Here is a 24717-nt window from a genome sequence, read left to right as displayed (position 1 = left end):
CTATTGCCTCGTCCAGGAAGGGAAGAATGTTTGATATCCAGATCGAACCTCAAGCAAGTATAGCACGTGCTCGCTCGGCCAGTCGCTCAACCGCTGAAGCGTGTATACCCGGCACCGACGTCAACACACCAAACGCCTGCGGCCGTGGCTTGTTGAACACCAACGGCGCGCCGAGCGCGTCGCTCACCACTGCCCCCGCTTCGCTTGCAACCAGCACTGCGGCGGCGATGTCCCACTCGTTGCCCCAGCGCAGCGTCGCGACGAGGTCGGCTTCGTCGGCGGCGACCATCGCGATGCGGAGCGCGATCGAGTTGGGTTTGTGGACCATGACGAGGTCTCGGTCGGCTTTGGGGAGGGCGTCCACCGGGGTTCGGCTACCGGGGAAGTCGGTTCGGTCGCCAGCCTTCAGCGGGATGCCGTTGCGGGTGGCGCCCTGCCCTGTGACCGCATGCCAGCGTTCGTCGCGGGACGGCGCTTCGAGGATGCCGATCACCGGCTTGCCACGGTCGACCAGCGCGACCGAGACGCACCAGCCGGGTCTGGCGCGGATATAATCGCGCGTACCGTCGATCGGGTCGACCACCCAGAGCAGGTCGTGCGCGAGGCGGTCGGCGTTGTCGGCGGTTTCCTCGGACAGCCAGCCGGCCTCGGGGAGCAGGGTCGACAACCGCGCCTTGAGCATCCGGTCGATCGCGATGTCGAGCTCGCAGACCGGGCTGCCGGGGGTCTTTTCCCAGCGCTGGAAATCGGTGTCGAAGCGGTCGTGCGCCATCGCGCCGGCCTCCATGGCAATCTTCGCGACGGCGTCGGCCATCGCGCGCAGCCATTCCGGCGACCGTTCCGGCCCGCGGCGGTGCGGATCAGCCACTCGCCACCGTCATGCCCTCCACGCGCAACGTCGGCACGTTGACGCCGTAGCGGAATTCGAGGTCGTTGGCGGGCGTCATCGCGAGGAACATATCCTTGACGTTGCCCGCGATCGTGAACTCGGCGACCGGCGTGGTGATCTGGCCGTTCTCGATCCGGAAACCCGCCGCGCCACGGCTGTAATCGCCGGTCACGCCGTTCGCGCCGCCGCCCATCAGTTCGGTGATGTAGACGCCCGACTCGATGTCGGCGATCAGCGTTTCGAGGGGGATGTGGCCCGGCTCCATGAAGACGTTGCTCGTCGATACGCCGGGCCCGCCGCCAACACCGCGCGCGGCATGGCCGGTCGGCTCGAGGCCGAGCTGGCGTGCCGAGGCGGAGTCGAGCAGCCAACGTTCGAGCATGCCGTCCTCGATGATGTCGCTCGGCGAGACGGGAAGTCCCTCGCCGTCGAACGGTCGCGATCGCAGGCCGTGCGGGCGGTGCGGATCGTCGCGGATGGTGATGCCGTGCGCGAACACCTGGCTGCCGAGCGAATCGAGCAGGAAGCTGGTCTTCCGGGTGATCGCCTGACCGGAGATCGCGCCGAGCATGTGGCCGACCAGCGATCCGCCGACGCGACGGTCGTAGACGATCGTGGTGGGCCCGCTGACGAGGCGACCGGGGTTGAGGCGTGCGACCGCCTGTTCGCCGGCGCGGCGGCCGATCGCTTCGGGCGATTCGAGATGTGCGCGGAGACGGGCGCTGCTGTGCGCGTAATCGCGTTGCATGCCGCCGCCCTCGCCTGCCAAGACGCTGGCCGATACCCCGTAGCCGGTCGCGGCATAGGCGCCAGCGAAGCCGTGGCTGGTGGCGAGCGCCCAGACGCTGCGCGAAGCGCTAGCGCCGCCGCCTTCGCTGTTCGAGACGCCGGGGACGGCGCGGGCGGCGTCTTCGGCTTCGAGTGCGGCGTCGCGGAGTTGCTCGGGGCTGGCTTCGCCGCCGTCGTCGAGGCCGAGCATCGGGATGATGCCGTGGAGCAGGCGATTGGCAGGGGCGAGACCGGCCCAGGGATCCTCGGGCGCCTCGCGCGCCATCGCGACCGCGCGTTCGACGAGCGCATCCATCGCGGCGGTCGACAGGTCGGAGGTGGAAACGCTGGCGGAACGCTGACCGACGAACACGCGCAGGCCGAGGTCCTCGCTTTCGGAGCGGCCGATATCCTCCAGCTTGCCGAGGCGGATCGACACGTCGAGCGCGGCGTCGGCGGCGAAGACCGCGTCGGCGGCGTCGGCGCCTGCCGCCCTCGCGCGCTGGACGATGTCGTGGGCGCGGTCGCGGGCTTGGTCTGGGGTCAGCATATCAGCGACTTAAGGATGCAGGCTCGTGCCGACAACCACGCAGGCGAGGAACATCAGCAGTCCGGCGAACCGGTTCGCGCGAAAGCGGGCGAGTGCTGCGGTGCCGGCGCCCTCGTGCGTGTCGGGTTTGAGCGTGACGACCTGCCACGCGAGGTGGAGCGCGACGGGGACGAGCGCGACGATCGCGAGCGGGTCGGGGCGGACTTGCCAGAAGGCTGCGGCCCATAGAGCGACGGCGGCGATGTAGAAGACGCCGACGCCCGCCTTTACGTGGCTGCCCATGCGAAGCGCGGACGAGCGGATGCCGATCATCGCGTCGTCCTCGCGGTCCTGCAGCGCGTAGATCGTGTCGTAGCCGATCACCCAAGCGATCGAGCCGGCGTAGAGCAGCCACATCGGCGTATCGAGTGCGCCGGCGATGTCACTCCAGCCGACCAGCAAAGCCCAGGAGAATACGATGCCGAGCCACGCCTGCGGCCACCAGGTGATGCGCTTCATGAAGGGGTAGGCGGCGACCGGCGCGAGGCTGGCGAGCGCGACGATCGCGGCGAAGAAGGTGAGTTGCAGGAGGACCGCAAAGCCGATCAGGCACAGCGCGACGAGCCAGACCCAGGCGAGCTTGATCGAAACGAGCCCGCTGGGGATCGGGCGGGCGCGGGTACGCGCGACCTGCGCGTCGAGATCGCGGTCGATGATGTCGTTGAAGACGCAGCCGGCGCCGCGCATCGCGATGCTGCCGAGGAGGAGCCATAGGATCAGGTCCCAGCGCTCGACTGCGCCACCGGCGAGCGCGACGCCCCACGCGCCGGGCCAGAACAGCAGCCACCAGCCGATCGGGCGGTCGAAGCGGGCCAGTAGGGCCAAGCCGCGGAGCGTGGGCGGGAGGCGGCCGACCAGTCCTCGGTGTTCGCTGTCGGGGACGATTTCCGCGTGGCTCGGCTTGGTCTGCATGGCGGAGGCGTAGGAAGACGGGGTTTGGCGCGCAAGCCTTTGCCGGGTACCGGTGGGGCGTGACGCGTTCGGACCCTCCAGCATGATCGGCCTTTCGGTCGCGGTCGGCCGCTTCGTCGAGGCGTTGTTCTGGGGTATTTTCCGCGTCGCCGGCGCGGTTGCGGGGGTGTTGATCCTTGGCGTCGTAGTTTTGGTTGTTGCGTGGGTGGTTGCGCGGAAGATGTGGGCGCGGCGGAAACGCTGAACGCCGCTTCCCGAAGAGGCCCCTCCTAAATTCTCCCCGGCACGGGGAGGGGGACCGTTCGCCTTGGCGAAGGGTGGAGGGGATCACCGCGACCGTTCCGCTGGTAGCGGAGAGCCTCGCAAGTGCCGCTTCTATTAACGCCCCGGACGCCGCCGTTACTTCCGCGGAAGCCCCCTCCACCAGCTGCGCTGGTCCCCCTCCCCGTGCCGGGGAGGATTTGCTAGAGGCGAGTTATGCCCGCAACTCCCGCCTGGCCGCCGCAATCCACGCCGCGCCTTTTCGTCGATCGCCTCCTCGCGCCCGGGCCGCTCCACATCGACGGCCCCGCCGCGCATTATCTCGCCGGCGTGATGCGGATGAAGATCGGCGATCCGGTGAAGCTGTTCGACGATCGCACCGGTGAATGGCTCGGCGTCGCGTCGAGCGTCGGCAAGCGCGACCTCGTGCTCGACGTCACCGAATTGCTGCGACCGCGCGAGGACGTGCCCGACCTATGGCTCTGTGCCGCGCCGCTCAAGAAGGGCCGGGTGGACTGGATGGCGGAGAAGGCATGCGAGCTCGGCGTCGCGCGGTTGCAGCCCGTCGTCACCAGGCGGACGATCGTCGACAAGCCCAATACCGAACGCCTCCGCACGCAGATGATCGAGGCGGCCGAGCAATGCGGGCGCACTGCGCTGCCCGAGGTGACCGAGCCGGTGAAGCTGCCCGCGCTGCTCCGCGACTGGCCCGAGGACCGCGCGCTGTTCTTCGCCGACGAGACCGGCGGCGCGCCCGCTCTGGAGGCGATGCGGGCGCGGCCCGGCCCGGCGGCGATCCTGATCGGGCCTGAGGGTGGCTTCGATTCCGACGAGCGCGAGGCGATCCGCGCGCATCCGCAAGCGGTTGGAATCGGTTTGGGGCCGCGCATCCTGCGGGCGGAAACCGCGGCGGGCGCTGCGGTCGCGTTGTGGATGGCGGCGGCGGGCGATTGGCGCGGCAACGAGGCGGGCGGCGAGGATAGATAACGGGACCGGGGCGCAATACCTACCGATTGGTCCGAATCCCCTCTAGCACCCTCGTTCATCGGCGCGTAAGGCGCGGCGATGACGACGATTCCCGCTCCGAAAAAGACCAGCCCGACGATCGAGTCGCGCGACCAGTTGATCGCCAGCTTCGCGGGCGGCGAAAAGCCGAAGGACGCGTGGCGGATCGGCACCGAGCACGAGAAGTTCGTCTATGCGAACGGCGACCACCACGCGCCGTCCTATGACGAGCCGAGCGGTATCCGCGCGCTGCTCGGCGAGTTGGAGCAATATGGCTGGAAGCCGGTCATGGAGGGCGGCAACGCGATCGCCATGTCGGGACCGGACGGCAGCATCAGCCTGGAGCCCGCCGGCCAGTTCGAACTGTCGGGCGCGCCGCTCGATTCGCTCCACGAGACCTGCGCCGAAACCGGGCGTCATCTGGAGCAGGTGAAGGCCGCGGGCGAGAAGCTCGGGATAGGCTTTCTCGGGCTTGGCATGTGGCCGGACAAGACGCGCGCGGAACTGCCGATCATGCCCAAGGGGCGCTATGCGATCATGCTGCGGCACATGCCGCGCGTCGGCAGCATGGGCCTCGACATGATGCTGCGGACCTGCACGATCCAGGTGAATCTGGATTACGCATCCGAGGCGGACATGGTGAAGAAGTTCCGCGTCGGGCTGGCGCTTCAGCCGCTGGCTACCGCGCTATTCGCGAACTCGCCGTTCACCGAAGGCAAGCCCAACGGCATGCTGTCGTATCGCAGCCATATCTGGTCCGACACCGATCCGCACCGCACCGGCATGCTGCCGTTCGTGTTCGAGGATGGCTTCGGCTACGAGCGTTACGCCGAGTATGCGCTCGATGTGCCGATGTACTTCGTCTACCGCGAGGGCAAGTATATCGATGCCGCCGGGCTGTCGTTCCGCGACTTCCTGAAGGGCGAACTGAGCATTTTGCCGGGCGAGAAGCCGACGCTCGACGACTGGACCGATCATCTGTCGACCGCTTTCCCCGAGGTCCGGTTGAAGACCTTCCTCGAGATGCGTGGTGCCGATGGCGGGCCGTGGAACCGGATCTGTGCGCTGCCGGCGCTGTGGGTCGGGTTGCTGTACGATCAGGGTGCGCTCGATGCGGCGTGGGATCTGGTCAAGGACTGGACGATCGACGAACGCCAGGCGTTGCGCGATGCGGTGCCGAAGCTCGGGCTGAACGCGCCGATCGCGGGTGGCGGCAAGCTGCGCGATATCGCGGGACAGGTGCTCGACATCGCCGGCGCCGGCCTGTCGGCACGCGCGCGGTTCAACCGGGCAGGTGACAACGAGACGGGCTTCCTCGACCCGCTGCGCGAGATCGTCCGCAGCGGCAAGGTGCCCGCCGAAGTCCTGCTGGAGCGCTATAACGGCGTGTGGAACGGTGACGTCTCGAAGGTCTACGACGAAGCCAGTTTCTAACTCCTCCTCCCGCTTGCGGGAGGGGTCGGGGAGGGCTTGTCCGCTGGCGTTGCGCTTAGAGGTATAGGTCGGCCCCTCCCGTAAACGGGAGAGGAATTAGCCGCGCAGTTTCTTGAACAGCCGCGGCACCAAGCCGTTGCGCGTCATCCAGTCGAAATACGCGCGATAGTCCGGATCGAGCTTCAGGTGCCGCTCTTCGGTCTTGGCGCGCCAGTAATACACCCCGCTGACCGCCGCCATCAGCAGTGTCGCGCGCGCCGCGTCGACGACGCTGCCTAGCGTCAGCACGGGGATCGTCGAGATCCACCAGAAGACGTTCTTCGACAGATACGCAGGATGCCGCGACACCGCGTAGGGCCCATGCGTCAGGATCCCGCGGTTGGTGAGGTTGGAGAAGCGAAAGCCGAACGCCATCGTCGCCCAGGCGTAGATCGCGGTCAGCCCGACCAGCACCGCGCCGATCAGCGCGAGCAGGATTGGATGCCCCTGGAACCAGTAGGCCCAGTCCGACGTGCCCGGATGATAGTCGAGCGGTCCGCCGGGGGTCATCAGGATGAACGGCGGGTAGCACATCAGCGCGGGCATCCATGCTGCTGCGAACGGGTTGGCGCTGCGGATGTGCGAATCGAGCGGGCGGAAGGTCAGCAGATAGCCGACCGTCGCGAACGCCACGTCGATCAGGAACATCAGCGTTACCAGCCAGCTCGCCAACGCGACCGGATCGCGGAGAACGATCGAGACGTCGCCGCGAACGAAATCGCCGAACCCCGGCGGCACGATCGCCAGCATGAAGGCGAGGAAGAACGTCTTCACCCCCCAGGCGCGGAGATGGCCGTAAATCGCCTCGCGGTCGACACCCGCCTGCCCGGTCATCCAGGCGCCGAGATGCCAGGCACCGTCGCGCGGCTCGACCAGATAGCGGTCGATCCAAAGCACATAGGGGATCGAGACCACGAACAGGATCGGCGCGGCATTGGTAAAGCACCACATCGCAAACGCAAAATTACCCTGCCAATAGAAGCGCCCGGCGCCATAGATCACCGCGATCGCGGCCCAGGTCGCCCATAGCCCGGCCAGCTTGGTCAGACTCGTGTCGAGCATCTCGCGCCACGACTTGCCAGCCGTCCAGTCGACTCCCGTGCTCGGGCTCAAATGCACCTTGTCGACCAGCAGCGACCAGGCGATCATCGGCAGGCCGCAGGCTGCGACGTTGATCAGCGCCGAATACGGCCCGTCCATGCCGTAATGGCGCGCGACGGCGATCCAGGCGAGTACGCCCACAAGTCCCGACAGCCCAGCACCGTGGCTAACCGCCGATTTCGGCCGGGGATCGATGGTGGCGGGAACGGTAATCGCTGGGTCGTGGTCCATCCCGTCGGCCTAGCGCAATATGGTAATCAAGGCGTGAAGCATGTTCGGCAGCACCTATACGGACGCTTGCGCCGAGCGCATCGCGACGCTAGTCCAACCGCTCGCTCAGGCGTCGGGCGGGTATAGTACAATGGTAGTACAGCAGCCTTCCAAGCTGAATACACGGGTTCGATTCCCGTTACCCGCTCCAAAAAACGGCTCGCCCGTCGTCCCTTGAGCGTTGCCACGACGTGTCAGCTACCGCTGCGGCTGAGCTTCCAATCGTTATTTTGCGACCAACTGCCCCAACAGGTTGGCCATCCGTCGCCGTCCAAGCACCGTCAGTTGGACATGCGATCGGCGCCCATCGCGCTCGTCGCGCGTCCGTTCGACCAGATTGGCATCCTGCAACATTGCCAAATAGCGCAGCGCGGTGGCCGAAGGCGCACGCGCACCGATACAGACGGCCGAGACGCTGAGTTGGCGACGCTCGTGATCCGAAATGAACAGATCCAGCAGGATGTCCCATGCGGGTTCCGAAAACAGCGTTTCGCCGAGCAGGTCGTCGCGAATCTTTCTCATGGTATACAGGCGCTTGGCCACCTCCACCAGTGCCGGCGAGGAGACCCCACCGGGCGCCGGATCGGCAATAGACACGCCGACCGGTAGAAAGGCCACGCGCTTGGCGGCCGTGATGGGCACCACAGCAATTGCGTAAGTCATAAACGTCTTCCGAATATGCTTCAGCGGAGGGTCGGGTCCTGGCGACTCCAGTCGAGATCCCAGCCACGTGCCCGGATCCTGCGCGAGTGCCTGACTGTCCCGATCACGAGAAGCAGGACGATGGGATAGCTCCAGGCCGCGGAGAGGACAGCGTAGACGAGCCGGATAACGTCAGGGCTAATCGCTCGAGCCAGATGAGCCCCCGTCCCCAACGCGTGGAGCGCGGTTGCCCAGGCCGGCCAGAACCGATCGGCCTTGAGCGTGATCGCGATCATCACCGCCAGCAGGACGAGGTCGACGATCATCACGCCCCCTCCAGTCCTACGAACAGGACCGGAATATCCCGCTGGACGAGGCCGGTCGATACCGCTGCGAGCAGCAGCGCCAACCCCGTCAATCGCTCCGGCGCCCCGCCCCGCAGAAGGGCATAGCCGGACGCGGCCACCTGTATCGCGTAGAACAACCAGACCCGATCCAACTCTTACCTCCAAAGCAGGACCGAAACCGGCCGTTCAGGCCACTGCCGCGAGGCGAACCGGCGTCTCGGCGCGCAACGCACCTTCGTTCGGCGGACATTCCGCGGTGTCGCCATACCCGTAGAACTGCCCGAGGCCGATTTCGGCGCGCACGTCGACCAGCGCACGATGCGCCTCGACGAAGCGCTGGCGGGCGTTGATGATATCGAGCGAAGCTTGCGATACCATCTGCAACGCCGCGACGCCGGTGCCGACAGGCAGGTTGGCGGCGACACGCTGCTGCAACAACGTCGATACGCACGATGCCGCGAGCATCGCCGCGTGATCGACGGCCGCCTCGGCCTTCAGAAAATCGATCGTGACCTTGTCGGTCGCGTCGCGTCGTTGTTTCAGCATCGTCGTTCTCCCCGTTGGCACCGTCGTTGCGGTGCCGTGTACGGGAGCGCCGCGATCTCGGTTCGATCGCAACAGGCTGGTCATCGTCATCGCCATGTTCACGAGCGCCATCGAGGTGACGGCGATCAGGCCCATGAGAGCGAGAAGTCTGATTATCCTGTCGCCAACCGAAAATCGATTGCGGGCCACTCCCGTCGATCCGCTTTCCCCGGAGATTCCGAAGAAGCGGCGAACAAGCCCCCACGGCTCGATCTGAGCTCTGTCTGGAGTGCTGGAGGGGAGATTGGGAACGTCGAATGGTTCGGATGGTAGCCGTTCGTATGTGAGCGCAGGCTCTTCCGCCTCGGTTGGTTCACGAACCAGCACGGTGTCGCCGGTCACGCCCTGCTCGTGCTCCTGCAGGCGCCGCGCGGCTTCGAACCGCGTGCCGACGCCGAGAATCTGGATGGCGCGCTCGATCCGCTTGTCGATCGCCGACGGCGACACACCGAAGATCGCGGCGATCTCCTTCGAGTTATGGTGGGTCAACACCAATCGCAGGCAGGCGCGCTGGGCTTCGGTCAACTGCTCGATGCGTCCTGCGGTCATGCCGTGATGGTAGCGCGAACGCGGCGCAGTTGCACCCTTCACTTACATCAGGATGGCGTTCCAGCCGCACGACGGCGCAACGTGTTGGAACTGGCAGCAACTCATGTTGCTGGATGGGCCAGCCTTTGTCGGTCTCTTGCCTGCATTCGGCAGTCGTGGGACGTCGAGCGCCTCAATCGCGGGCGAAGATCTCGTCATGCGGGATGGTCAGGTCGAGCGATGGGATGTGGAGATCGGTACGATCGCGCAGCCAGTCGTCGGTCCATCCGCCGCTCGGCGTGCGCCGGACAAGGCGGATGCGTTCGTCGGTCGGGTCGACGAGGACGATCTCGCGGGTGCCTTCGAGCTCGCGATACTCCTCGAGCTTGACCTTCTGGTCGTAGGAGGAGGTCGATGGCGAGAGTACCTCGAACACGACCTGTGGGTCGCCGAGAAGCTTCTTGCGGTCGTTGCCGGGGGCGGACGGGTTGTTGCAGTAGATGCTGAGGTCGGGAAATCGTACCGACCGCTCGCCGGTGCGGGTGGCGAAGTCGGAGCCGTAGGGGCGGCAGCCGGTGCCGCGCAACTTGGGGCCTATATACATCAGGAGATTGGCGGCGATGCGGGCATGCGCTTCGTTGCCGCCGGCCATCATGTAGATCAGGCCATCTTCCAATTCAGCCTTCGCGCCGCCGAAATCCATGTCGAGGAATTCGTCGACTTCGACTCGGCGATAGGCGGGATCGAGGCGGAGCGCGGTCATACGCCACAAGGTATACCTTTCGCGCGGACAAACAAAGGGCCGGGGATTGCTCCCCGGCCCTTTGCCTTGGTCGTCTGTTCGGAACGGAGGACCGGCAAAGCCGGTCCTTTTCGTCGGACGGGATCGGTGGCTTTCGCCGCCGACCCGCCGGCCGTTCTGATTTTCTGTCCGGGGCAGGTTGCCCTGCCCCGGTCGAAAATCAGAAGTCCATGCCGCCCATGCCGCCCATGCCGCCCATGCCGCCGCCGCCCATGGGCATGGCGGGCTTGTCTTCGGCCATTTCGCTCACGGCCGCTTCGGTCGTGATCAGGAGGCCTGCGACCGATGCTGCGTTCTGCAGCGCGGTGCGGACGACCTTGGTCGGATCGATCACGCCGGCTTCCACCAGGTTCTCGTACGTGTCGGTCGCGGCGTTGAAGCCGATCGACGTGTCGTTGCCGTCGAGCAGCTTGCCCGAAACCACCGCACCGTCATGACCCGCATTCTGCGCGATCTGGCGAACCAGAGCGGTCAGCGACTTGCGGACGATGTCGATACCGCGCGTCTGGTCGTCGTTCGCACCCTCGAGGCCATCAAGCGCCTTGGTTGCGTACAGCAGAGCCGTACCGCCGCCGGGGACGATGCCTTCTTCGACGGCTGCGCGGGTTGCGTGCAGCGCGTCGTCGACGCGGTCCTTGCGCTCCTTGACCTCAACCTCGGAAGACCCACCGACCTTGATCACAGCAACGCCGCCGGCAAGCTTGGCGAGACGCTCCTGGAGCTTCTCCTTGTCGTAGTCGCTGGTCGTGTTCTCGATCTGCTGGCGGATCGCCTCGGTGCGGCCCTTGATCGTATCGTGATCGCCGGCACCGTCGACGATGACGGTGTTGTCCTTGTCGATCGTGACGCGCTTGGCGGTGCCGAGCATGCCGAGCGTGACGGTCTCGAGCTTGATGCCGAGGTCTTCCGAGATCATCTCGCCCTTGGTCAGGATCGCGATGTCCTCGAGCATCGCCTTGCGACGATCGCCGAAGCCCGGTGCCTTGACCGCTGCGACCTTCAGGCCGCCGCGCAGCTTGTTGACGACGAGCGTGGCCAGAGCCTCACCCTCGATGTCCTCGGCGATGATCAGGAGCGGACGACCCGACTGAACGACGGCTTCCAGGATCGGGAGCATCGCCTGCAGGTTCGACAGCTTCTTCTCGTGGATCAGGATGTAGGGATCCTGAAGCTCGACGGTCATCTTCTCGGGGTTGGTGATGAAGTACGGCGACAGATAGCCGCGGTCGAACTGCATGCCCTCGACGACGTCGAGCTCGAATTCGAGACCCTTCGCTTCCTCGACGGTGATCACGCCTTCCTTGCCGACCTTCTCCATGGCTTCGGCGATCTTTTCGCCGACTTCACGGTCGCCGTTTGCCGAGATGATACCGACCTGCGCCACTTCCTTCGAACCCGAAACCGGCTTCGAACGCGCCTTGACGTCCTCGACGACCTTGATGACAGCGAGATCGATGCCGCGCTTCAAGTCCATCGGGTTCATGCCCGCTGCGACCGACTTCATGCCCTCGCGAACGATGGCCTGCGCCAGAACCGTCGCGGTGGTGGTGCCGTCACCGGCGATGTCGTTGGTCTTCGAGGCCACTTCGCGCAGCATCTGCGCACCCATGTTCTCGAACTTGTCCTTGAGCTCGATCTCCTTGGCGACGGTGACGCCGTCCTTGGTGATGCGCGGTGCGCCGAAGCTCTTGTCGATGACGACGTTGCGGCCCTTGGGGCCCAAGGTCACCTTGACCGCGTCGGCGAGGATGTCGACGCCGCGGAGGATGCGCTCACGCGCGTCACGACCGAATTTTACGTCCTTGGAAGCCATGTCAGCTGCCCTTTCAGATTTTTGCGTCACCCCAGCAGACGCTGGGGTCTTGCAGTAATTGGGAGACCCCAGCTTCCGCTGGGGTGACGAGAAGGTGGTTAGCCGACGATCCCCAGGATGTCGGATTCCTTCATGATCAGAAGGTCTTCGCCGTCGACCTTGACCTCGGTGCCCGACCATTTGCCGAACAGGATCTTGTCGCCGGTCTTGACGTCGAGCGGGGTGATCGTGCCGTTCTCGGCGCGAGTGCCGGTGCCGATGGCGACGACTTCGCCTTCCTGCGGCTTTTCCTTGGCGGTGTCGGGGATGATGATGCCGCCAGCCGTCTTCTCTTCGGCTTCGAGGCGCTTCACCAGCACGCGATCATGCAACGGACGAAAGTTCATGGGGTCCATGTCCTTTTGGATTGTGACAGATTTCTGGCACTCGAGGTTATCGAGTGCCAACGGACGGCATATGTGCCTCGGGGTGCGGCATGTCAAAGGTTCCGGGGGTGAAATTTTTCGGGCGGGCGTGGTATTCGGGCATCGTGGCTGAGGTCGTCGAACGACAGCAGTGCCGTTCTCCTGCGCACGCAGGAGCCCAGGGTGACGGAGGGCGGCGCTTGGTATCCTGGGCTCCTGCATTCGCAGGAGAACACTTGGGCGGTTGGATGCTGACTTCTGCTCCCCTTCCGCTTGCGGGAGGGGTCGGGGGAGGGGTTTCTTGGGCGGGTGCTCGTGGGACGCCCCTCCCTAACCCCTCCCGCAAGCGGGAAGGGAACTGTGTGGTGGTCGGGGCCGATGTGAGGGCTAGAACGCTTCCTGTGTTGGACGCGTAATACAGGGCATTTACCTGTGCGCCCCGTTGCTCTAGCTCTCCTCCCATGACCGATACCGCTGTGCCGTCCTACGCCCCCTCCTATAACGACCCTGCCCGCCCGCCGCGGAAGAAATGGCGGCTCGTGCGGGGCGTGTGGAAGTTCCTCGTGGCGATCAAGGATGCGCTCGTCCTGATCGCGATGCTGTTGTTCTTCGGGCTGATCTTCGCGGCGCTCAATGCACGGCAGAGCACGACGGCGATCAAGGACGGCGCGCTGGTGCTCGACCTCAACGGCTCGATCGTCGAGCAGCCCGAGGAACAGGCCGCGTTCGCCGCACTTTCGGGGCAGAGCCGGACGCGGCAGTTTCGCCTGCGCGACGTGGTTCGCTCGATCGACACCGCACGCACCGATGCGCGCGTGAAGGTCGTCGTGCTCGATCTCGACAGCTTCGCCGGCGCGTATCCCGCGGCACTCGGCGAGGTCGGCGACGCGCTGGCGCGGGTGCGCGCGAGCGGCAAGCCGGTGCTGGCTTACGCGACCGCGTACACCGATGGCGGCTATCGCCTCGCAGCGAATGCTAGCGAGATCTGGGTCAACCCGCTGGGTGGCACGATCTTCATGGGGCCGGGCGGCAACCAGCTCTATTACAAGGGCCTGATCGACAAGCTCGGGGTCAACGCGCACGTCTACCGCGTCGGTCGCTACAAGTCGTTCGTCGAGCCTTACACGCGGGCGGACCAGAGCGACGACGCGCGCGCCGCGAGCACCGCGCTGTACGGCACGCTGTTCGCGCAGTGGCGTGAGGCCGTCGCGAAAGCACGACCCAAGGCACAGATCGCGCAGTTCATGACCGCGCCGGACAAGGTCATCCTCGCCTCGAACGGCAATATCGCCGAGGCGAATTTGCGCGCGGGCATCGTCGACAAGCTCGGCGATCGGACCAGCTTCGGGCGGCGCGTGGCGGAGATAGCGGGCAGCGATGCCGCCAAGCCGGCGGGCAATTACACCGCGATCAAATACGACGCGTGGGTAAAGGCCAACCCCTCCCCACGGCGGGCGACTCGATCGGCGTGCTGACGATCGCCGGCGAGATCGTCGACGGCGAGAGCGGCCCCGGCAAGGCGGCAGGCAAGACGATCGAGAAGGCGGTGCTCGACGGGCTCGCGAAGAAGACGCTGAAGGCGCTGGTCGTGCGCGTCGATTCGCCGGGCGGCTCTGTGCTGGCGTCGGAGCAGATCCGGCTCGCGATCCTCGAGGCCAAGCGGCAGAAGCTGCCCGTGGTCGTGTCGATGGGCGGGCTGGCCGCGAGCGGCGGTTACTGGGTGTCGACGCCGGCCGACGTGATCTTTGCCGAGCCCGGCACGATCACCGGCTCGATCGGTATCTTCGGCGTGATCCCGACGTTCGAGAACGCGCTCGCCAAGATCGGCGTGACCAGCGACGGCGTGAAGACCACGCCATTGTCGGGCCAGCCCGACATCACCGGCGGCACCACGCCGATGTTCGATGCGATCGCGCAGGCAGGGATCGAGAACGGGTATCGCCAGTTCGTCTCGCGCGTGGCGGCATCGCGGAAGATGACGCCGGCGCGGGTGGACGAGATCGGCCAGGGCCGTGTCTGGGATGGCGGCACCGCGCGCCAGATCGGGCTGGTCGACCGGTTCGGCACGTTGCAGGACGCGATCGACGAGGCCGCCAAGCGCGCCAAGCTCGATCCGGCGAAGGTGCATGCCGAGTATCTGGAGAAGAAGCCGGGCTTCCTCGCGACGATCGCGCAGGATTTCGGCACTGATGGCGACGATGATGCCGGTGGCGGCGATGCGTTCGCGCATGTCGCAGCGGACCGGCGCCAGATGCTTGCGCGGGCGGTCGGTGACATGAAGCGGCTGGCGACCTCGGGCTCGATCCAGGCGCGCTGCCTGGAGTGTGGCGGGATGGGGCCGACGACCGTGGGGATTGGCGATGCCAAGTTGCTCGACCTGCTGCTGGCGCGGATCGGGTTCTGATGGCGATCCCCGCTTCGGGCAATGGGGGCGGGATCGTCATTCGGGCGGCGGTCCCCGAGGACGCGGCGTCGATCGCGGCGATTTACGCGCCGCACGTGCTGGTCGGGACAGTGTCGTTCGAGACCGAGGCGCCCGATGCGCGGCAGATGCGCGCGCGGATGGCCGCGTCGGACGGGCTGTATCCGTGGCTGGTCGCCACGATCGGCTCCGAGGGAGGGGTGCTGGCGTACGCCTATGCCTCGGCCTTCCACAAGCGTGAGGCGTACCGGTTCGCGTGTGAGACCACGGTGTATGTCGCGGATGCGGCGCAGCGCCAGGGGGCTGGGCGGCTGTTGTACGAGGCGCTGATCGATACGCTGCGGGCTCAGGGGTTTACGCAGGCGATCGGGGCGATCGCGTTGCCGAATGATTCGTCGATCAAGCTGCACGAGGCGGTCGGGTTTCGACGCGCGGGGGTGTACCGCGAGGTCGGGTACAAGAACGGGCAATGGATCGATGTCGGGCATTGGCAGTGCGAGCTGAACGAGCCTGCAGTGCCGCCGGTGGAGCCGCGTAGGTTTGCGGAGGTCGGGGTTGTACGGGGGTAATCGGACGATTGTACAGCGGATGAACTTCGAGCTCAACGTAGCGTTGAATGATCAGACGACTGGGATGAATGTGATGATTAAGTCGATCGTGATACCCGCACTGATGATATCCTCAAGTGCTTTTGCGCAGACATATCAGACGACTGCCAGAACGCCGAGTGGAACTACACATTCGGTACTTTCTACGCGAAACGTGGGCCTCTCCACGCGGATGACATCGTCTCTTCATGAACCGCGAGAATGTTTGGTGCGCAATTCAACCAAGGTGACGGAATGCCATACACGTGCCGAATGGGCGCGGATTGCACGAAAAGACTATAAGCGACCACGGGGTTAAGGTCAGCGCCGGCCGCCGTATGCCGGAAGCGCTAGATGAAAGCGGATCGCGGCAGCTCTGAGTGTAAAGCCGGCGCTCGCCGCAATGACCGCCGACAACCCGAGCGGCATGCCCAGCAGCACCAGCCCGACATAACTCGCTGCCGCCAGCGCCGCCGCGGTCACGTACAACTCCGGCCGCATCAGGATCGACGGCTCCCCCGCCAACACATCGCGGATGATACCGCCGACGCACGCGGTCATCACCCCCATCAGCGCCGCCGGCACCGGTGGCACTCCGTACCCCAAAGCCTTCGCCGCGCCGTACACCGCATACGCCGCCAGCCCGACCGCGTCGAACCAGCCGAGCGCCTCGTCCTTCCACCACCGCTCGGGCGTCACCCAGATCAGCAGCGCCACCCCAAGGCACACGCTGGCAGCGCGCGCATCATGCACCCAGAATACCGGCGCGCCGATCAGCAGGTCGCGCACGGTACCGCCGCCGACGCCGGTGATCAGTCCGAAGAAGACGAGCGTCACGAACGTCTGGCCACGCTTCGCCGCCGCCAGCGCACCCGACGCGGCGAACACCGTGAGGCCCGCAAGGTCGAACCAGGGTGCCGCGACGGGCAGGATCTCGACGGGCAAGGGCACGGGCAACATCGCGGCGGCGTAACCGGCCTGCCATCCAGCGTAAAGCGGGACCGCGGAATGATGCCCTTCGGCCGTTGATAGCAACGCCCCGATGCCGGTCCCGAAGATGAACGGCAGCATGAACGCGGTGTTGTTTTTGGTTCATGCAACTGGCGCTATAGTCACTTCGTTACACCAGCAGATCAATTCACTAGGGAGTTACATCATGCGTAAGTTCGTTCTGGCCATGGGCCTCAGCGCAATGGTCCTGCCGACCATGCTCGTCCCCGTCTCGGCGGCAGACGCGCGCGATCGTCGCGAATGGCGTGGTCGTGACGGCCGCGTCTACTGCAAGAAGAGCAACGGCACGACCGGCACGATCATCGGCGGCGTCGGTGGCGCCTTGCTCGGCCGCACGGTCGACACCCGCGGCGACCGCACGGTCGGCACGCTGGGCGGCGCCGTCCTCGGTGGCCTCGCCGGTCGGGCGATCGACAAGGGCACGAGCAACAACAACCGTCGTTGCCGCTGACACTCATCGGCTAAATCAATGCCGCTATTTCGGTAGTTGCGCGTTGGGGAAGGGCGTCGTGGGAAACCGCGGCGCCTTTTTCTTGTCCAGGTGAAGGATCAAAACGATGACCACACGCAGCGGTTCGGCGAAGTATGAAGGCCTCGGCAAGGACGGCAAGGGTCATGTCTCGACACAGTCGGGCGTGTTGTCGAACAATCCCTACGGCTTCAACACGCGGTTCGAGAACGAGCCCGGCACCAACCCCGAGGAGCTGATCGCGGCCGCACATGCGTCGTGCTTCACGATGGCGCTGAGCTTTGCGCTCGCCGGCAAGGGCTATGAGGCCGGCACGCTCGAGACGTCCGCCAAGGTGACGCTCGACAAGGACGGCGACGGGTTCAAGATCACCAAGTCGGCGCTGACGCTGAACGCCAAGGTCGACGGCATCTCGAAGGAAGAGTTCGAGGCGATCGCCGCGGACGCCAAGGCGAACTGCCCGGTATCGAAGGTCCTCAACGCCGAGATCACGCTCGAGCACACTCTCGCCTGATATCGATCTCGCCTGATATCAATGACCTAAGTCTGTCGGCCGGCTGAATGCGCCGTAGTTTGCGGTTCACGCAACTCGCGCTTCGGCCGGCCGTTGTTTGCGTATCCAGTCAGGAGACCAAACATGCGTATCGCCATTCTCTCGGCGGCCCTCGCCGCCACCGCGTTCGGCGCGATTCCCGCCGGCGCGCAATCGACCGTTCGCGGCGCCAACCAGGAATATAACGACCAGGTGCGCGACGCACGGCGCGACTATCGCCGCGATCTCCGCAACGCCGACTCGCGTGGCGACGTCCGCGATGCGCGCCGCGATTACCGCGACGAGGTGCGCGACGCACGCCAGGACCGCCGTGGCGACATTCGCGACATCCGCCAGGATCGTCGCAATGACGGGCGCAACTGGCAGCAGTATCGCGGCTATGACTACAACCGCTACGAACCCGGCCAGCGTGGCTATCTCGCCGACCGCTATTACCGCGATGGCCGCTATTATCAGGAGCGCCGCCTGGGTCGTAACGACCGCATCTATCGCGGCGGCAACGGGCGCTATTACTGCCGTCGCAACGACGGGACGACCGGGCTGATCGTCGGCGGGCTTGCCGGTGGTGCGCTCGGCAACGTGATCGCGGGCGGTGGTTCGCGGCTGCTCGGTACGCTGATCGGTGCGGGCGGTGGCGCGGTACTCGGGTCGTCGATCGATCGCGGCAACGTGCGCTGCCGATAAGACGCGGTTGGCGTGAGACGATAGGGCCCGGTGGAAACACCGGGCCCTATCTGCGTCAGATGATACCGCCGCCCAGACTCAGGCGCAGCGCGAAGATGATGATCAGGACGATGTTGAGGTTGCGCCCGCCGGTGCTCGACGACAGCGCGCCGACGGCGGCGCCGACGATCCCGATCGGGATGACCAGCCAGTTCATCCAGCCGAGCAGCGGAATGAACGCGACGAGGCCGAGCACCAGGGTGACGAGGCCGATGAGGATCGAGACGATGTTCAGCATGAGGTGAACATGGCGAGTCGCGGGGGTTCGGGCAAGACTTGGGCGGATCCGTACGATCCTCCCCCGCCAGGGGGAGGTGTCACCGTAGGTGACGGAGGGGAGGACACGGAACATACGTTGCCCTTTCCTCCCCCTCCGTCTGGCAAACGCCAGCCACCTCGCCCTGGCGGGGGAGGACCGAGCGTGTGTGGAAAACGCTTTCTTCACCGTCTTTCGCGCATAGGATGCGGGTGATGACTTTTCCCTGCGCTCCGCACTTCTCCTCCCGCTGGCGCTGGCCGCCTGCAACCGGTCGTCGACCGACCAGCAGGATCTCAACAGCCTCGATGCCGAACTGACCAACGGCGCGGTGCGCGATCCCGCCGTTGCCGAGTCGCTTGGGAGCCAGATCATGGTCGATCCGCGGCTGGCGCAGTCGTCGAACACCGACGCGGTGCGCCCGCCGCCCCGCCCGGATAGCGGCGCGGTACCGCCCGAGGGCCCGCTCAACGCCGATCCGGTCGATGCCAAGACCTTACAGCGCGCGCCGGCTCCATCGAACGACTGCCCCGAGTGCAAGACCGCGAACGGCGCGCTCACGCTGGGCGCGCTGGCGGAACGGCAGAAGACGCCGGATGCAGGGGCGTGTGCGCGCCAGATCGGCTATTCGGCCGGGTGGGCGAACCGGTTGCCGGCGGACCTGCCGTTATATCCTGGCGCGCGGTTGACCGAGGCCGCGGGGGCGGATCGGGACGGCTGTCGGCTTCGCGTGGTAAGTTTCGCGAGCGCGGCGCCGATGCAGAAGATGCTCGATTATTATTTCACGAAGGCGCGGACGGCAGGGTATTCGGCCGGGCATAGCACCGACGGCAAGCAGCACGTGCTGGGCGGGGTTCGCGGGAACGACGCGTATGTGGTGTATGTGACGGCGCGGGCTGGGGGCGGGAGCGATGTCGATATGGTGTCCAACGCTGGGCGGTGAGGCTGGCCGGTGAGTTTGCTCCCTCCGCCGTCGCTCTGAAGTGCATTGAACTGCACCACCCCGGCGGAGGCCGGGGCTCAGTTGGGGAACGTCGCTAACTGAGCGCGGTCCTTCGTTACTGCGACCTTGCCAACTAGGCCCCGGCCTTCGCCGGGGTGGTGCTTTTGGGGTGACGTCCCCTTCCCCTCCTTGTTCTCCCGCGAAGGCGGGAGCCAAGTCTGGGTCCCCGCCTTCGCGGGGAAACAATCTGAGACAGGGCTCGCGCGGTGATCTAAAACCAACGCAATGGAGCGCCACAGGCCTCCCCTGCGGCGCACCTTTCCGTTTTACCCGATTCACGCTAGGGCGCGAGAATGCTTCCCCTTCTCTATGTCATGGTCGGTGGTGCGGTCGGATCCGGCGCGCGCTATCTGACTGGCCGCGCGATGCTGTCGTTGCTCGGCCCTGACTATCCCTTTGGTACGCTTGCCGTGAATTTGATCGGCGGGTTGCTGATGGGGCTGCTGGTTGGCGTGCTTGCCCGCAGTACCGCTTCGGAAACGTGGCGGCTGTTGCTCGGCATCGGCGTGTTGGGGGATTCACGACGTTTTCGGCGTTCTCGCTGGACGTCGTCACGATGATCGAACGCGGCGCGATCGGCGTCGCGTTCGGGTATGTTTTGGTGTCGGTGATCGGTTCGGTCGCCGCGTTGTTCGCGGGTCTCTCCGCAGTAAGGGCCGTCGCATGACTGCGGGCAAAAGCGATAGCGATACGGGTTTCCGCGAGTTCAACGTCGGATTCGACGATGACGGCATTCGGCTCGACCGGTGGTTCAAGCGGCATCTGCCCGACACGAGCTTCACGACGGTGGCGATGTGGGCGCGCACCGGGCAGCTCCGCGTCGATGGCGCGCGCGCGACTCCCGGCGACCGGATCGCCGCGGGCCAGATGCTCCGCGTGCCGCCACCCGAAGCCGACAAGGCCGCCGCCGACGTCGACAAGCCCAGGCGAGTCCGCGAACGCGTGATCCTGTCGGACGAAGAAACCGAACTCGCGCAGTCCATGGTCATCCACAAGGATTTCCAGGCATTCGTGCTGAACAAGCCGCCGGGGCTGGCGACGCAGGGCGGCACCAAGACGACGCAGCATGTCGACGGGCTGCTCGACGGATTGCAGTACGATAACGAGGGGCGGCCGAAGCTGGTCCACCGGCTCGACAAGGATACGTCCGGCGCGCTGCTGGTGGCGCGGACGTCGCGGGCTGCGGCGTTCTTTGCGAAGGCGTTTTCGGGGCGGACGGCGCGGAAAGTCTATTGGGCGCTGGTGGTCGACGTGCCGTCGATCGAGGACGGCATGATCGAGCTGCCGATCGCCAAGCAACCCGGCACCGGCGGCGAGAAGATGCACGTCGATGAGGCGGAAGGCGCACCGGCGCGGACGCGGTACCGCGTGATCGAGCGCGCGGGCAACCGTGCGGCGTGGGTCGAGTTGCAGCCGTTTACCGGGCGGACGCATCAGTTGCGCGTGCACATGGCGGCGATCGGGCATCCTATCGTTGGTGATGGCAAGTACGGCGGGGCTGCTGCGTTCCTGACGGGCGGGATCTCGCGGAAAATGCATCTGCATGCTCGCCGCATCAAGGTGGATCATCCGGATGGTGGGTCGATCGACGTAACCGCGGAACTGCCGACGCATTTCGCCGAGAGCCTTAAGCAATTGGGTTTCGAGGAGAAGCTGGGCGACGACCTGGTGCTCGACGAGAAGACCGCGCCGACGCGCGAGCAGATGAAGTCGCGGGCTAAGGCGCATGCGAAGTCGGTGCGGAAAGATCGTAAAGGTGAGCGGCGTGGGCGCGGGGTTGTCGAGGAGAAGAAGCCGGGCGCCAAGCCGGGTGCGCCCAAGACGGGCGGGCCTCGGACTGGAGCTGGCTCGAAGTTCGGAGCACCGCGGAGCGGGCCGCAGGTCGAGGGCGCCAAGCCGGCTGGGCGCGGGCGTCCGGGTGGAGCTCGGAAGCCTGGGCCTCGGAGCGGACCTGGGACTCGGTAACACTCATCGCCTGACGCGTGCCCTCACCCTTCCCACGGCCAAGCGGCCGCGGGCCCCTTCCTTCTCCCCCGAGGGGAGAGGGTGAAGTAGGTACGCTGGCGCTGATCTTACAGTTGCCCCACCCCGGCGAAGGCCGGGGCCCAGTTGGGGGACGTTGCTAACGAAAGGGCGGCACTCCGTTATTGCCACCTTTCCAACTGGGCCCCGGCCTTCGCCGGGGTGGGATGGTTGGTTAGCGGCAACTTCTCCGCACATTCCGTTCCCCCGCGAAGGCGGGGGCCCAGGAATCAAGCAGCGTGACGATCCTGACTCCTGGACCCCCGCCTTCGCGGGGGAACTACAAGAGCGCAGTTAGCACCCTACTTCAGCCAACCCAGCAGCAACCGCCGCACACCCTCAGTTACCGTCCCGAACACGATATGCGACGCCGCGCCATACAGATGCGTCGTCGGCGCGGTGTTCCACGGAGCCTCACCAAGCCCCGACGCCGGCACCGCCGCCTCGTCGAGCAACGCCGTCGTCGCCGCAGCGAACGCGGTGCCGTAGCCCGCGGTTACCGAAGGGCGATATTCCGCCGCCACCGCGTAGGCGATCCCCAGCCCTGCCCCGAGTGCATAATGCACGACCTGCCCTGCAAGCGGCTTGCGATCGTCGGGGATGTCGTGGCCAACCACCGCCTGCGACACCTTGTCCGCCGCCTTCTCCGTCGCCGGTTCCGCGTCGCTCTCCGACGACGACAGCGCCGCAACACCAGCCTGGAAGCGATCCATTACGAACGAGGCGGCAAGCCCCGCGACCAGACCCGCAGCGGCGGCGGCCCAGATGTTTGGGGCGGTGTCGGTTGAGGCGTGGGCCAAGTCGATTCTCCAGAGATATCCGACACGAACCATTCGCAGACGCCCGCGTTCCGGTTTGGCGTTCCCTCCGGTCCATGCGTCATCTACGAGGCGGGCATGCGTTGGAAAATCTCATGACCCGTCTTGCCGTGTTCGATTGCGATGGGACGCTCGTCGACAGCCAGGCGAATATCTGTGTCGCCTGCGAGCGTGCGTTCGAGGGTGCCGGACTGGTCCCACCGCCCCGCGCGGCGATACGTCGGATCGTCGGGCTCAGTCTCGTTGAGGCTATGCAGGTGTTGCTGCCGCAGGCGGACGATGCGCTGCACCGGTCGCTCGCGACCGACTACAAGAACGCGTTCCATGCGATGCGGGCGAGTGACGAGCTTGCCGACGAACCGTTGTTCGACGGGATCGCCGAGGTGATCGAGAAACTCGCGAACGACGGCTGGCTGCTGGGTGTGGCGACGGGCAAATCCGACCGCGGCCTCGCGCATATTCTAGCCGCGCACGGGATCACCGAGAGGTTCGTGACGTTGCAGACCGCCGACCGGCATCCGTCGAAGCCCGACCCGGCGATGCTGTTCGCGGCGATCGCCGAGGCAGGCGCTAGCGCGGAGACGACCGCGATGATCGGCGATACGAGCTTCGACATGGCAATGGCCCGAGCGGCACACGTACGCGCGGTCGGGGTCGCATGGGGGTATCACCCCGTGCACGAGCTATCCGATGCCGGTGCCGACGTCGTTGCGACGACCGTACCCGACCTGCTGCACATGGTGGCGCCGCGATGACCGACGCGGACAAGGTAGCGCAGCGGCGCTGGTTCGTGCTGGTCGTCGTCCGGATGGCGGGGGTGGCAGGTGCGCTGCTCGGATTGATCCTGATCGCGCGCGCGCATGACTGGGCGCCGAAGATCCTCGGGACGGCGATCGTGCTGTCGGCGATGGCGATGATCGCGATCGTGCCGCGTAGTCTCGCGCATCGCTGGCGGAGCACGCCTGAATGAACGGAATGGGCGCATGAAGCGGTTCTGGAAAGACGTCGCGATCGATGCGGATCGGGTAGTGACGCTCGACGGCAAGCCGGTGCGGACGCCCGGGCGGCGACCGCTGGCGTTGCCGAGCGATGCGCTGGCCGAGGCGGTCGCGGAGGAATGGCGCGCGGTCGGAGAGACGATCGATCCGCGGACGATGCCGCTGACGGGCTTGGCGAACGCGGCGACCGATCCGATCGCGAACGATCCGGCGCAGTTCGCCGCGCGGCTGGCGGCGTATGGCGAGAGCGACCTGCTCTGCTACCGCGCGGAGGGGCCGCCTTTGCTGGTCGAGCGGCAGGCGGCGGCGTGGGATCCGCTGCTGGCGTGGGCGCGGGGGCGGTATGACGTGACGTTCGCGGTCACCACCGGCGTGATGCACGTCGCGCAACCGGCGACGACGATCGCGCGGCTGCATGAGGCGGTCGCGGCGTATGACGATTTTCGGCTGGCGGGGTTGTCGCCGGTGGTGACGCTGACCGGGTCGCTGGTGATCGGGCTGGCGCTGATCGAGGGTGAGATCGATGCCGATGCGGCCTGGGCGGCGGCGGGGATCGATGAGGACTGGTCGGTCGAAATGTGGGGCGAGGACTGGCAGGCGACCCAGTTGCGCGAGTTGAAGCGCAAGGAGTTTGGGTTGGGAGTAGAGTTTCTGGGACTGCTTTAGCTTTAGCAGCCTACCTACCCTCCCCCACATCCGTCGCCCCAGCGAAAGCTGGGGTATCCCGGTTGGCGAGCGCTGCGACCCGGAACGGGAGATCCCAGCTTTCGCTGGGATGACGGTTGGGATGGGTTAGCGCGTCAGCCTGCGGATGAAACCGATCAGCCCGGTCTGGCGCGAGCGCTTGAGGCGCTCCGCGGCCAGGATCGTCTTCACGCCGCGGATACAGCTGTCGACGTCGTCGTTGACCAGCACGTAATCATAGCCGTCCCAGTGGCTGACCTCGTTCGCCGCGCGCGACATGCGGGCTTCGATCACCTCTTCCGAATCGGTGCCGCGGCTGGTGAGGCGGCGGTGCAACTCCTCCATCGACGGCGGGAAGATGAAGACGCGAACGACGTCGCCGCCGGCGATCTGGAACAGCTGTTGCGCGCCCTGCCAATCGATGTCGAACAGCACATCCTTGCCGGCCGCGAGCAGTTCCTCGACCTGTGCGCGGGGGGTGCCGTAGCGGTGGTTGAAGACGTGTGCCCATTCGAGGAACTCGTCCTTCGCGACCATGTCGCGAAAGCCTTCGAGGTCGGTAAAATGGTAATCTTTCCCATCGACTTCACCGGGTCGCACCGACCGGGTCGTGACCGAGACCGACATCTCGAGTTCGTGCTCGTCCGCGAGCAATCTGCGCGCGATGGTCGACTTGCCGGCGCCGGACGGCGAGGACAGGACGAACAGGACTCCGCGACGACGGAAACCATGTGGGTCGGACGGAAGTGTGTGGGGCATGCGCGCCCTTGCCGCGGACCGCA

27 protein-coding genes, 1 tRNA gene and 2 pseudogenes are annotated in these 24717 nt (G+C 66.0%); 15 read left to right on the top strand and 15 right to left on the bottom strand.

Annotated elements, in window-relative coordinates:
* Positions 1 to 49: 49 nt before the first annotated feature.
* From QP164_RS17705 to ubiA, 3 genes are read right to left on the bottom strand one after another with little or no spacing between them, the layout of a single operon-like run.
* Positions 50 to 814 (bottom strand): 3'(2'),5'-bisphosphate nucleotidase CysQ, encoded by a 765-nt coding sequence (locus QP164_RS17705; protein WP_132896024.1) that lies wholly within the window; start codon positions 812 to 814, stop codon positions 50 to 52.
* Positions 815 to 860: 46 nt separating this feature from the next.
* On the bottom strand, positions 861 to 2207 hold the full coding sequence (locus tag QP164_RS17700) for a TldD/PmbA family protein (protein ID WP_132896023.1): 1347 nt from the start codon (positions 2205 to 2207) through the stop codon (positions 861 to 863).
* 9 nt (positions 2208 to 2216) lie between these two features.
* Positions 2217 to 3158, bottom strand: coding sequence for a 4-hydroxybenzoate octaprenyltransferase (ubiA, locus tag QP164_RS17695; RefSeq protein ID WP_132896022.1), 942 nt, complete (start codon positions 3156 to 3158; stop codon positions 2217 to 2219).
* An 82-nt stretch (positions 3159 to 3240) separates the two neighbouring features.
* On the opposite strand from ubiA, the gene QP164_RS17690 reads away from it, so the two are divergent.
* The 3 genes from QP164_RS17690 (at position 3241) to QP164_RS17680 (ending at position 5858) form a co-directional block, all read left to right on the top strand.
* The gene (locus QP164_RS17690; protein WP_165899558.1) at positions 3241 to 3402 is read left to right on the top strand and encodes a hypothetical protein; all 162 of its coding nucleotides are present in this window, start codon (positions 3241 to 3243) and stop codon (positions 3400 to 3402) included.
* Positions 3403 to 3635: 233 nt separating this feature from the next.
* Positions 3636 to 4406 (top strand): 16S rRNA (uracil(1498)-N(3))-methyltransferase, encoded by a 771-nt coding sequence (locus QP164_RS17685; protein ID WP_132896021.1) that lies wholly within the window; start codon positions 3636 to 3638, stop codon positions 4404 to 4406.
* A gap of 78 nt (positions 4407 to 4484) precedes the next feature.
* Positions 4485 to 5858, top strand: a complete 1374-nt coding sequence (locus QP164_RS17680; protein ID WP_132896020.1) for a glutamate--cysteine ligase — start codon at positions 4485 to 4487, stop codon at positions 5856 to 5858.
* 96 nt (positions 5859 to 5954) lie between these two features.
* On the opposite strand, the gene QP164_RS17675 is transcribed toward QP164_RS17680, so the two are convergent.
* On the bottom strand, positions 5955 to 7229 hold the full coding sequence (locus QP164_RS17675) for a methyltransferase family protein (RefSeq protein ID WP_333923974.1): 1275 nt from the start codon (positions 7227 to 7229) through the stop codon (positions 5955 to 5957).
* A gap of 116 nt (positions 7230 to 7345) precedes the next feature.
* On the opposite strand from QP164_RS17675, the gene QP164_RS17670 reads away from it, so the two are divergent.
* A tRNA-Gly gene (locus QP164_RS17670) sits at positions 7346 to 7419 on the top strand.
* Between the two features lie 74 nt (positions 7420 to 7493).
* Here the strand turns inward: QP164_RS17670 and QP164_RS17665 are convergent.
* The 7 genes from QP164_RS17665 to groES form a co-directional block, all read right to left on the bottom strand.
* Positions 7494 to 7931 carry a transcriptional regulator gene (locus tag QP164_RS17665; protein WP_333923972.1) on the bottom strand — a complete coding sequence of 146 codons (438 nt, stop codon included), beginning with the start codon at positions 7929 to 7931 and terminating at the stop codon, positions 7494 to 7496.
* A 20-nt stretch (positions 7932 to 7951) separates the two neighbouring features.
* Positions 7952 to 8236, bottom strand: coding sequence for a hypothetical protein (locus QP164_RS17660; protein ID WP_333923971.1), 285 nt, complete (start codon positions 8234 to 8236; stop codon positions 7952 to 7954).
* Entirely contained in the window at positions 8236 to 8409 is a 174-nt protein-coding gene (locus QP164_RS17655) for a hypothetical protein (protein WP_333923970.1), read from the bottom strand. Before QP164_RS17655 ends, QP164_RS17660 begins: the two co-directional genes overlap by 1 nt.
* A 34-nt stretch (positions 8410 to 8443) precedes the next feature.
* A complete protein-coding gene (locus QP164_RS17650) occupies positions 8444 to 9391 on the bottom strand; it encodes a sigma factor-like helix-turn-helix DNA-binding protein (protein ID WP_333923969.1) in 948 nt (315 codons plus the stop codon).
* A 172-nt stretch (positions 9392 to 9563) separates the two neighbouring features.
* Complete coding sequence (locus QP164_RS17645) at positions 9564 to 10133, bottom strand: Uma2 family endonuclease (RefSeq protein ID WP_333924298.1); 570 nt, start codon at positions 10131 to 10133, stop codon at positions 9564 to 9566.
* A gap of 199 nt (positions 10134 to 10332) precedes the next feature.
* Positions 10333 to 11985, bottom strand: coding sequence for a chaperonin GroEL (gene groL, locus QP164_RS17640; RefSeq protein WP_333923968.1), 1653 nt, complete (start codon positions 11983 to 11985; stop codon positions 10333 to 10335).
* Positions 11986 to 12083: 98 nt separating this feature from the next.
* Positions 12084 to 12371 carry a co-chaperone GroES gene (gene groES / locus QP164_RS17635; RefSeq protein WP_056052039.1) on the bottom strand — a complete coding sequence of 96 codons (288 nt, stop codon included), beginning with the start codon at positions 12369 to 12371 and terminating at the stop codon, positions 12084 to 12086.
* Between the two features lie 614 nt (positions 12372 to 12985).
* Here groES and sppA point away from each other — a divergent pair.
* Both sppA and QP164_RS17625 read left to right on the top strand, forming a co-directional pair.
* Positions 12986 to 14793: pseudogene (gene sppA / locus QP164_RS17630) on the top strand (signal peptide peptidase SppA).
* Positions 14793 to 15380, top strand: coding sequence for a GNAT family N-acetyltransferase (locus tag QP164_RS17625; RefSeq protein WP_132896013.1), 588 nt, complete (start codon positions 14793 to 14795; stop codon positions 15378 to 15380). The pseudogene sppA and the gene QP164_RS17625 overlap by 1 nt, the downstream one beginning before the upstream one ends.
* A 339-nt stretch (positions 15381 to 15719) precedes the next feature.
* On the opposite strand, the gene QP164_RS17620 is transcribed toward QP164_RS17625, so the two are convergent.
* Positions 15720 to 16358: a trimeric intracellular cation channel family protein gene (locus QP164_RS17620; RefSeq protein WP_333924297.1), complete on the bottom strand. Its 639-nt coding sequence runs from the start codon at positions 16356 to 16358 to the stop codon at positions 15720 to 15722.
* Between the two features lie 196 nt (positions 16359 to 16554).
* Here QP164_RS17620 and QP164_RS17615 point away from each other — a divergent pair, with 196 nt between their 5' ends.
* The 3 genes from QP164_RS17615 to QP164_RS17605 all read left to right on the top strand — a co-directional run bounded on the left by QP164_RS17615 (position 16555) and on the right by QP164_RS17605 (position 18115).
* Positions 16555 to 16860, top strand: a complete 306-nt coding sequence (locus QP164_RS17615) for a glycine zipper 2TM domain-containing protein (RefSeq protein WP_132737292.1) — start codon at positions 16555 to 16557, stop codon at positions 16858 to 16860.
* Between the two features lie 106 nt (positions 16861 to 16966).
* A complete protein-coding gene (locus QP164_RS17610) occupies positions 16967 to 17392 on the top strand; it encodes an OsmC family protein (RefSeq protein WP_333923967.1) in 426 nt (141 codons plus the stop codon).
* A gap of 123 nt (positions 17393 to 17515) precedes the next feature.
* Entirely contained in the window at positions 17516 to 18115 is a 600-nt protein-coding gene (locus QP164_RS17605) for a glycine zipper 2TM domain-containing protein (protein ID WP_332755637.1), read from the top strand.
* A gap of 55 nt (positions 18116 to 18170) precedes the next feature.
* Here the strand turns inward: QP164_RS17605 and QP164_RS17600 are convergent, their stop codons facing one another.
* Complete coding sequence (locus QP164_RS17600) at positions 18171 to 18392, bottom strand: hypothetical protein (protein ID WP_132737284.1); 222 nt, start codon at positions 18390 to 18392, stop codon at positions 18171 to 18173.
* A gap of 349 nt (positions 18393 to 18741) precedes the next feature.
* On the opposite strand from QP164_RS17600, the gene QP164_RS17595 reads away from it, so the two are divergent.
* The 3 genes and pseudogenes from QP164_RS17595 (at position 18742) to QP164_RS17585 (ending at position 21378) form a co-directional block, all read left to right on the top strand.
* Complete coding sequence (locus QP164_RS17595; protein ID WP_333923966.1) at positions 18742 to 19353, top strand: hypothetical protein; 612 nt, start codon at positions 18742 to 18744, stop codon at positions 19351 to 19353.
* Positions 19354 to 19706: 353 nt separating this feature from the next.
* Positions 19707 to 20080: pseudogene (crcB, locus tag QP164_RS17590) on the top strand (fluoride efflux transporter CrcB).
* Positions 20077 to 21378, top strand: a complete 1302-nt coding sequence (locus tag QP164_RS17585) for an RluA family pseudouridine synthase (RefSeq protein ID WP_333923965.1) — start codon at positions 20077 to 20079, stop codon at positions 21376 to 21378. Before crcB ends, QP164_RS17585 begins: the two are co-directional and overlap by 4 nt.
* A gap of 359 nt (positions 21379 to 21737) precedes the next feature.
* On the opposite strand, the gene QP164_RS17580 is transcribed toward QP164_RS17585, so the two are convergent.
* Entirely contained in the window at positions 21738 to 22235 is a 498-nt protein-coding gene (locus tag QP164_RS17580) for a DUF1440 domain-containing protein (RefSeq protein WP_333923964.1), read from the bottom strand.
* 113 nt (positions 22236 to 22348) lie between these two features.
* On the opposite strand from QP164_RS17580, the gene QP164_RS17575 reads away from it, so the two are divergent.
* Genes QP164_RS17575 through QP164_RS17565 form a run of 3 tightly spaced genes read left to right on the top strand, consistent with a single transcriptional unit; the run spans position 22349 to position 23917 of the window.
* On the top strand, positions 22349 to 23008 hold the full coding sequence (locus tag QP164_RS17575; protein WP_333923963.1) for an HAD-IA family hydrolase: 660 nt from the start codon (positions 22349 to 22351) through the stop codon (positions 23006 to 23008).
* Entirely contained in the window at positions 23005 to 23223 is a 219-nt protein-coding gene (locus QP164_RS17570) for a hypothetical protein (protein ID WP_333923962.1), read from the top strand. Before QP164_RS17575 ends, QP164_RS17570 begins: the two co-directional genes overlap by 4 nt.
* 13 nt (positions 23224 to 23236) lie before the next feature.
* Positions 23237 to 23917, top strand: a complete 681-nt coding sequence (locus QP164_RS17565) for an ATP12 family chaperone protein (RefSeq protein WP_333923961.1) — start codon at positions 23237 to 23239, stop codon at positions 23915 to 23917.
* A gap of 126 nt (positions 23918 to 24043) precedes the next feature.
* On the opposite strand, the gene gmk is transcribed toward QP164_RS17565, so the two are convergent.
* The gene (gene gmk / locus QP164_RS17560) at positions 24044 to 24694 is read right to left on the bottom strand and encodes a guanylate kinase (RefSeq protein ID WP_056489738.1); all 651 of its coding nucleotides are present in this window, start codon (positions 24692 to 24694) and stop codon (positions 24044 to 24046) included.
* Between the last annotated feature and the right edge of the window lie 23 nt (positions 24695 to 24717).

The sequence above is a fragment of the Sphingomonas sp. LR59 genome, assembly GCF_036855945.1.
Lineage (GTDB): Bacteria > Pseudomonadota > Alphaproteobacteria > Sphingomonadales > Sphingomonadaceae > Sphingomonas.
This window is presented reverse-complemented; position numbering and strand designations above follow the sequence as displayed.

Bases quoted from the DNA above. Each gene is read 5' to 3' on its own strand.
- QP164_RS17705 (WP_132896024.1), bottom strand. From the start codon at position 814: ATGGCCGACGCCGTCGCGAAGATTGCCATGGAGGCCGGCGCGATGGCG.
- QP164_RS17700 (WP_132896023.1), bottom strand. From the start codon at position 2,207: ATGCTGACCCCAGACCAAGCCCGCGACCGCGCCCACGACATCGTCCAG.
- ubiA (WP_132896022.1), bottom strand. From the start codon at position 3,158: ATGCAGACCAAGCCGAGCCACGCGGAAATCGTCCCCGACAGCGAACAC.
- QP164_RS17690 (WP_165899558.1), top strand. From the start codon at position 3,241: ATGATCGGCCTTTCGGTCGCGGTCGGCCGCTTCGTCGAGGCGTTGTTC.
- QP164_RS17685 (WP_132896021.1), top strand. From the start codon at position 3,636: ATGCCCGCAACTCCCGCCTGGCCGCCGCAATCCACGCCGCGCCTTTTC.
- QP164_RS17680 (WP_132896020.1), top strand. From the start codon at position 4,485: ATGACGACGATTCCCGCTCCGAAAAAGACCAGCCCGACGATCGAGTCG.
- QP164_RS17675 (WP_333923974.1), bottom strand. From the start codon at position 7,229: ATGGACCACGACCCAGCGATTACCGTTCCCGCCACCATCGATCCCCGG.
- QP164_RS17665 (WP_333923972.1), bottom strand. From the start codon at position 7,931: ATGACTTACGCAATTGCTGTGGTGCCCATCACGGCCGCCAAGCGCGTG.
- QP164_RS17660 (WP_333923971.1), bottom strand. From the start codon at position 8,236: ATGATCGTCGACCTCGTCCTGCTGGCGGTGATGATCGCGATCACGCTC.
- QP164_RS17650 (WP_333923969.1), bottom strand. From the start codon at position 9,391: ATGACCGCAGGACGCATCGAGCAGTTGACCGAAGCCCAGCGCGCCTGC.
- QP164_RS17645 (WP_333924298.1), bottom strand. From the start codon at position 10,133: ATGACCGCGCTCCGCCTCGATCCCGCCTATCGCCGAGTCGAAGTCGAC.
- groL (WP_333923968.1), bottom strand. From the start codon at position 11,985: ATGGCTTCCAAGGACGTAAAATTCGGTCGTGACGCGCGTGAGCGCATC.
- groES (WP_056052039.1), bottom strand. From the start codon at position 12,371: ATGAACTTTCGTCCGTTGCATGATCGCGTGCTGGTGAAGCGCCTCGAA.
- QP164_RS17625 (WP_132896013.1), top strand. From the start codon at position 14,793: ATGGCGATCCCCGCTTCGGGCAATGGGGGCGGGATCGTCATTCGGGCG.
- QP164_RS17620 (WP_333924297.1), bottom strand. From the start codon at position 16,358: ATGTTGCCCGTGCCCTTGCCCGTCGAGATCCTGCCCGTCGCGGCACCC.
- QP164_RS17615 (WP_132737292.1), top strand. From the start codon at position 16,555: ATGCGTAAGTTCGTTCTGGCCATGGGCCTCAGCGCAATGGTCCTGCCG.
- QP164_RS17610 (WP_333923967.1), top strand. From the start codon at position 16,967: ATGACCACACGCAGCGGTTCGGCGAAGTATGAAGGCCTCGGCAAGGAC.
- QP164_RS17605 (WP_332755637.1), top strand. From the start codon at position 17,516: ATGCGTATCGCCATTCTCTCGGCGGCCCTCGCCGCCACCGCGTTCGGC.
- QP164_RS17600 (WP_132737284.1), bottom strand. From the start codon at position 18,392: ATGCTGAACATCGTCTCGATCCTCATCGGCCTCGTCACCCTGGTGCTC.
- QP164_RS17585 (WP_333923965.1), top strand. From the start codon at position 20,077: ATGACTGCGGGCAAAAGCGATAGCGATACGGGTTTCCGCGAGTTCAAC.
- QP164_RS17575 (WP_333923963.1), top strand. From the start codon at position 22,349: ATGACCCGTCTTGCCGTGTTCGATTGCGATGGGACGCTCGTCGACAGC.
- QP164_RS17570 (WP_333923962.1), top strand. From the start codon at position 23,005: ATGACCGACGCGGACAAGGTAGCGCAGCGGCGCTGGTTCGTGCTGGTC.
- QP164_RS17565 (WP_333923961.1), top strand. From the start codon at position 23,237: ATGAAGCGGTTCTGGAAAGACGTCGCGATCGATGCGGATCGGGTAGTG.
- gmk (WP_056489738.1), bottom strand. From the start codon at position 24,694: ATGCCCCACACACTTCCGTCCGACCCACATGGTTTCCGTCGTCGCGGA.